At 68.2% G+C, this 5,158-nt stretch carries 6 protein-coding genes and 1 pseudogene; 3 read left to right on the top strand and 4 right to left on the bottom strand.

Features of this window, described 5'->3' with window-relative positions; all coding sequences use genetic code 11:
• Together VFL64_RS09620 and VFL64_RS09615 are read left to right on the top strand one after the other, a co-directional pair.
• Nucleotides 1-217, top strand: a pseudogene (locus VFL64_RS09620) (hypothetical protein); the annotation flags it as partial.
• Between the two features lie 12 nt (nucleotides 218-229).
• Nucleotides 230-820, top strand: a complete 591-nt coding sequence (locus tag VFL64_RS09615) for an NADPH-dependent FMN reductase (protein WP_489540161.1) — start codon at nucleotides 230-232, stop codon at nucleotides 818-820.
• Nucleotides 821-860: 40 nt separating this feature from the next.
• Here VFL64_RS09615 and VFL64_RS09610 read toward each other — a convergent pair whose 3' ends face one another.
• From VFL64_RS09610 to VFL64_RS09595, 4 genes are read right to left on the bottom strand one after another with little or no spacing between them, the layout of a single operon-like run.
• Nucleotides 861-2,138: a TRAP transporter large permease subunit gene (locus VFL64_RS09610; protein WP_489540160.1), complete on the bottom strand. Its 1,278-nt coding sequence runs from the start codon at nucleotides 2,136-2,138 to the stop codon at nucleotides 861-863.
• Nucleotides 2,135-2,665, bottom strand: coding sequence for a TRAP transporter small permease (locus VFL64_RS09605; protein ID WP_489540159.1), 531 nt, complete (start codon nucleotides 2,663-2,665; stop codon nucleotides 2,135-2,137). The genes VFL64_RS09610 and VFL64_RS09605 overlap by 4 nt, the downstream gene beginning before the upstream one ends.
• Nucleotides 2,666-2,673: 8 nt before the next feature.
• Complete coding sequence (locus VFL64_RS09600) at nucleotides 2,674-3,120, bottom strand: type II 3-dehydroquinate dehydratase (RefSeq protein WP_489540158.1); 447 nt, start codon at nucleotides 3,118-3,120, stop codon at nucleotides 2,674-2,676.
• Nucleotides 3,121-3,133: 13 nt separating this feature from the next.
• The gene (locus tag VFL64_RS09595) at nucleotides 3,134-4,141 is read right to left on the bottom strand and encodes a TRAP transporter substrate-binding protein (RefSeq protein WP_489540157.1); all 1,008 of its coding nucleotides are present in this window, start codon (nucleotides 4,139-4,141) and stop codon (nucleotides 3,134-3,136) included.
• Between the two features lie 119 nt (nucleotides 4,142-4,260).
• Between VFL64_RS09595 and VFL64_RS09590 the strand changes: the two genes are divergently transcribed.
• On the top strand, nucleotides 4,261-5,046 hold the full coding sequence (locus VFL64_RS09590) for an IclR family transcriptional regulator (RefSeq protein WP_489540156.1): 786 nt from the start codon (nucleotides 4,261-4,263) through the stop codon (nucleotides 5,044-5,046).
• Nucleotides 5,047-5,158 lie beyond the last annotated feature (112 nt).

Here is a 5,158-nt window from a genome sequence, read left to right as displayed (position 1 = left end):
CACCGAGGGCTACGTCCAGGGTGACAAGACCTTGCGCACCGTGCGCTGCAAGACCTGCGGCTGCACCACGCACTGGGAGCCGCTGGACCGCACCAAGTACACCCGCATGGGCGTGAACATGCGCAACTTCGAGCCGGCGCTGCTGGGTGAGGTGCGCATCCGCCTGCTCGACGGCGCCGACACCTGGGAGTCGTTCTACTGGGAAGACATCCGCTGAAAGGGCGTTCTCATGGCCGACCACATCCTCGTCTTCTACGGCTCCTACCGCGCCGACCGCATGGGCATCCGCCTGGCGAACTACCTTGTCGATGCCCTGCGCGCGCGGGGTGCCAATGCGGAGCTGATCGACGCCAAGGCCGTCGGCCTGCCCATGCTGGACCGCATGCACAAGGAGTACCCCAAGGGCACGGCGCCGCCTGCGATGGAGGCGCTGGCGCAGAAGATCATCGCGGCCGATGCCTTCGTCTTCGTGACCGGCGAATACAACTGGGGCCCGCAGCCGGGCCTGAAGAACCTGACCGACCACTTCCTCGAAGAGTGGTTCTGGCGCCCGGCCGCCATCGCCAGCTACTCGGCGGGCCGCTTCTCCGGCGTGCGCTCGGGCACGATCTGGCACGGCATCCTCAACGAGATGGGCATGGTGGTCGTCTCCAGCGCGCTGGCGGTGGGCACGATCTCGCAATCGCTGGATGCCGATGCGAAGCCCACCGGCCCCGGCGGCGAGGCGCTGCAGCGCGCCTTCCCGCGCTTCGCCGACGACCTGGCGTGGTGGACGGAGGCGGCGCGGGCGCAGCGGGCAAGGCAGAAGCCACCGTACTGATTGCGCGAGTGGATCCCGGCGCACGCCGGGATCCACTGCATCAATAGAACCAGCGTGCCGGCACGGTGACGAGCTGGGGGAACAGCACCATCAGGAACATCACGACGAACTGCGCCACCATGAAGGGCACCACGCCGCGCGTCACCTGGTCCATGCTGATCTTGCCGACGCCGGCCACCGTGTTGAGCACCACGCCCACCGGCGGCGTGATCAGGCCGATGGCGTTGTTGATCATGAACAGCACGCCGAAGTAGACCGGGTCGATGCCGGCGGCCTTGACCAGCGGCATCAGCACCGGCGTGAGGATCAGGATGGTGGGCGTCATGTCGAGCGCCGTGCCCACGATCATCACCAGCACCATGATGGCGATCATCAGCAGCGTCTGGCTGCCCAGCAGGGGGTCGAGCAGCGCCACCACCTGCGCCGGGATGTTGGCCACCGTGATCAGCCAGGCGCTGACGGCCGCCGCCGCCACCAGCAGCATCACCACCGCCGTGGTGCGCGAGGCCGCCACGAACACGCCGTAGAGGCGGCGCAGCGGCAGCTCGCGATAGACCACCACCGAGACGAAGAGCGCGTAGACCGCAGCCACCACGCCGGCCTCGGTGGGCGTGAACACGCCCATCTTCAGCCCCACGATGATGATCACCGGCAGCACCAGGGCCCAGCCAGCCTGGCGCAGCGCGAGCAGCACCTCGCGCAGCGGCTTGCGGGCCGGCGGCGCGATCGCCTCGCGGCGCGCGAGCCACCACCAGGTGCACCACAGCGAGGCCGCCAGCATCAGCCCGGGGAAGATGCCGGCGAAGAAGAGCTTGGAGATCGACACGTTGGCCGCCACGCCGAACACCACGAAGCCGATGCTGGGCGGGATCACTGGCGCGATGATGCCGGCCGAGGCGATCAGCCCCGCCGAGCGGGCCTTGTCGTGTCCGGCCGCCACCATCATCGGCAGCAGCAGGGCGGTGAGGGCCGCCGCATCGGCCACCGCCGAACCCGACAGCGCCGCCAGCAGGCACGCCGCGAGGATCACCACGTAGCCCAGCCCACCCTTGATGTGACCCACCAGCACCAGCGCGAGGTTGACGATGCGGCGTGACAGCCCGCCCACGTTCATCACCTCGCCGGCCAGCAGGAAGAAGGGCACGGCCAGCAACGGGTAGCTGTCGGCGCCGTGGATCACGTTCTGCGCCAGGATCTGCGCGTCGAACATGTCCAGGTGCCACATCAATGCGGCACCGCAGACCAGCAGCGCGAACGAGATCGGAATGCCGATCGCCATCGCGGCGAGCAGCGAGCCGATGAAGACCCAGATCGTCATCGCTCGTCACCCCCGTGCGGCTGGTCTTCCGACTCCTTGATGATGATCAGCTCGTCGTCGCGCACCTGCCCGCGCATCAGCTTCACCAAGTCGTTGAGCAGGATCGCCGCCGCCGAGATGGCGAACACGATGCCCACCGCGTAGAACCAGGCCATCGAGGCCCCGCTCGACGGGGCGGACACGTCCCAGTTGATGCGCGTCTGCTCCAGCGCGCCGCGAAACAGCAGCCAGCACACCATCAGCATCAGCGCATAGCCGAGCACCAGGCACAGCTTCTTGCCCCGCGGCCCGAGGCGCGAGACGAGCACGTCGGTGCCCAGGTGGCCGTGCTCGCGCAAGGCGACCACGCCGCCCAGGAAGGTGAGCCACACGAAGAGCCAGCGCGACATCTCCTCGGACACGGTGATGCCCGAGTTGAAGGCGTAGCGCAGCACCACGTTGCCGAACACCAGCGCGACCATGGCAGCCAGGCAGGCCGCCATCACGGCCTCGAAGCCCTTGCAGGCCCAGGCGATGGGTTTGTCCATGCGCCGGCTCAGGCGGGCTTGGTGTCGCGCAGCGTCTCCACCAGCGCGCGCAGCGCGGCGGTGTACGAGCGCCAGCCCAGGCCCTGCACCGTCGCCTTCACCGCCGGCGAGATGATGGAGTGCGCGCGCCAGGCCTCGCGCGCCGCGATGTTGCTCATGTGCACCTCGATCACCGGGAAGGGCATGGCCTTGATCGCATCGTGCAGCGGCACGCCGTGCTGCGTGAGCCCAGCGGGGTTGAGCAGGGCGCCTTGCACCACGTCCATGTTGGCGTGGAAGGTGTCGATCAGCGCGCCTTCGTGGTTCGACTGGAAGATGGTCAGCTCCACCTGCAGCTCGTGCGCCAGCGCCTGCAGGGAGGCGTTGATCTCGGCCAGCGTGGTGGTGCCGTAGATGTGCGGCTCGCGCCGCCCGAAGAGGTTGAGGTTGGGGCCGTGCAGGACGAGGATCTTCATGGTGCCGGCCTGCTCACTTGTGGATGCGCGCGAGTTCATCGCTGTACAGCCTGGCGAGCGCGGGGTCGTAGCTGGCGAGGAACTTGTCGGTCACCGGCTTGGCGATCTGCCGCATGCGCGCTTGCTCGGCCGGGGCCACGCTGTTGTAGGCCATGCCCTTGGCCTGCAGCTCGGCCACCGCCTTCTGCGCGGCGGCGCGGCTGGTCTGGCGCTGGTAGCTGCGCGCCTCGGAGGCGGCGTCGTTCATCACCTTCTGTTCGGCGGGCGAGAGCTTGTCCCAGAACTTCTTCGAGACGAGCACGATGTTGGCGGCGTACACGTGGTTGGTCGCGCTCACGTACTTCTGCACCTCGAAGAACTTGTTCGAGAGGATCACGGCGAAGGGGTTCTCCTGGCCGTCGACTGCCTTCGATTCGAGCGCACCGTACAGCTCGGCGAAGGGCATGGGCACCGGGTTGGCCTTGAAGGCCTTGAAGGTGTCGAGGAACACCGGGTTGGGGATCACGCGCAGCTTCAGCCCTTCGAGGTCTTCGGCCTTGGTGATGGGGCGCTTGCTGTTGGTGACGTTGCGAAAGCCCAGGTCCCAGTAGCCGAGCGCGACCAGGCCTTTCTCGGGCAGCTTGGCGATCAGCGCCTGGCCGAGCGGGCCGTCGAGCAGCGCATCGGCTTGCTCGAAGCTGCCCACCGAGAAGGGGAAGTCGATCAGGCCGAACTCCTTCACGATGCCGGCGAGCGAGGTCGTGGCGGGGGCCGACATCTCCTGGATGCCGCCCTGCAGCGCCGACTGCTGCTGCAGCTCGTTGCCCAGCGTGGAGGCCGGGTACTCGGTCACCTTCATCTTGCCGCCGCTCTTGGCGGCCACCAGTTCGGCGAATCGCTTCACGCCCGCGCTCCCCGGGTGGTCGGCGTTGTTGAGGTGGCCGAAGCGGATGGTGCGGTCCTGGATGTCCTGCGCCGCGGCGGGCAGGGCGAGGGTGCAGAGGCAGGCGGCAAGCGCCAGAGATCGGCGGGTGAGGTTCATGGGGTCCCTTGGGTCGAGTCGGAGGGTGAGGTGGCGCATGGTCCGCAAAACTGGAAAGTCTTTCCATAATGGAATACGCTTACAAGATGGCGTTTTGCCGCGGCGTTAAATTGCCGCCCATGAGCAGCCCCCTCGAACGCAGCCTCGCCATCCTCGAACTCCTCGCGGCCCATCCGGAGGGGCAGTCGATCTCGTCGGTGTCGTCGTCACTGGCCCTGCCGCTGAGTGCCACGCACCGCCTGCTCGCCGAGCTGGCGCGCTGCGGCTACGTGCGCCAGCTGCGCGAGCAGGGCGAGTACGTGCTGACCATCAAGCTCGTCTCGCTGGGCCTGGGCTTTCTCAGCGCCTCTGGCGTGGTCGACGTGGCGCAGCCGGCGCTCGACCGCCTGGCCGACGAGGCGGGCGAGCTGGTGCGCCTGGCCGTGGTCGACGGCGACGACCTGACCTTCGTCGCCAAGGCGCAGGGTGCGCGCCGCGGCCTCAAGTACGACCCCGACATGGGGCTGTCGGTGCGCCTGTCGTGCAGCGCCGCGGGCCATGCCTGGATGTCCACGCTGAGCGACGAGGCTGCGCTCGCCCTGGTGGCCAAGCAGGGCTTCGGTGCGCCGGAAGACTACGGCCCCAAGGCGCCCACCACCGTGAAGGCCTTGCTCACTCACCTGCGGGCGGCGCGAAAGCGTGGTTTCGCCACCATCAACGAGGTGTTCGCGCCCTCGATGTCGGCGATGGCCGCGCCGGTGCGCGCCCGCAATGGCGTGACCATCGGCGTCGTCACCATCGCCGGCCCACTGGTGCGCCTGACGGAAGCCCGGATGGAAGAACTGGCCGATCCCCTGCTCAAATGCGCGGAGGAGATCGAGGCGGCCAGCGGCGCCTCGACCATGTTCAAGCGCCGGGCGGCCTAGAAGTTGCAGCCAATGCTGTAATCGGGGGCCGTTCGCCCCGGCTTCGCCGCATCTGCGTTCCATGAGCACCGACAGCCCGTCTTCCGAACCCCGCCCCATCACCGAAGAGCGC

Origin of the sequence: Rhizobacter sp. (assembly GCF_035702065.1) — a bacterium.
Classification (GTDB): Bacteria; Pseudomonadota; Gammaproteobacteria; order Burkholderiales; family Burkholderiaceae_C; genus Rhizobacter.
The sequence above is the reverse complement of the archived record's forward strand: the minus strand, read 5'-3'. Positions and strand labels throughout refer to the sequence as shown.

Bases quoted from the DNA above. Each gene is read 5' to 3' on its own strand.
- VFL64_RS09615 (WP_489540161.1), top strand. From the start codon at position 230: ATGGCCGACCACATCCTCGTCTTCTACGGCTCCTACCGCGCCGACCGC.
- VFL64_RS09610 (WP_489540160.1), bottom strand. From the start codon at position 2,138: ATGACGATCTGGGTCTTCATCGGCTCGCTGCTCGCCGCGATGGCGATC.
- VFL64_RS09605 (WP_489540159.1), bottom strand. From the start codon at position 2,665: ATGGACAAACCCATCGCCTGGGCCTGCAAGGGCTTCGAGGCCGTGATG.
- VFL64_RS09600 (WP_489540158.1), bottom strand. From the start codon at position 3,120: ATGAAGATCCTCGTCCTGCACGGCCCCAACCTCAACCTCTTCGGGCGG.
- VFL64_RS09595 (WP_489540157.1), bottom strand. From the start codon at position 4,141: ATGAACCTCACCCGCCGATCTCTGGCGCTTGCCGCCTGCCTCTGCACC.
- VFL64_RS09590 (WP_489540156.1), top strand. From the start codon at position 4,261: ATGAGCAGCCCCCTCGAACGCAGCCTCGCCATCCTCGAACTCCTCGCG.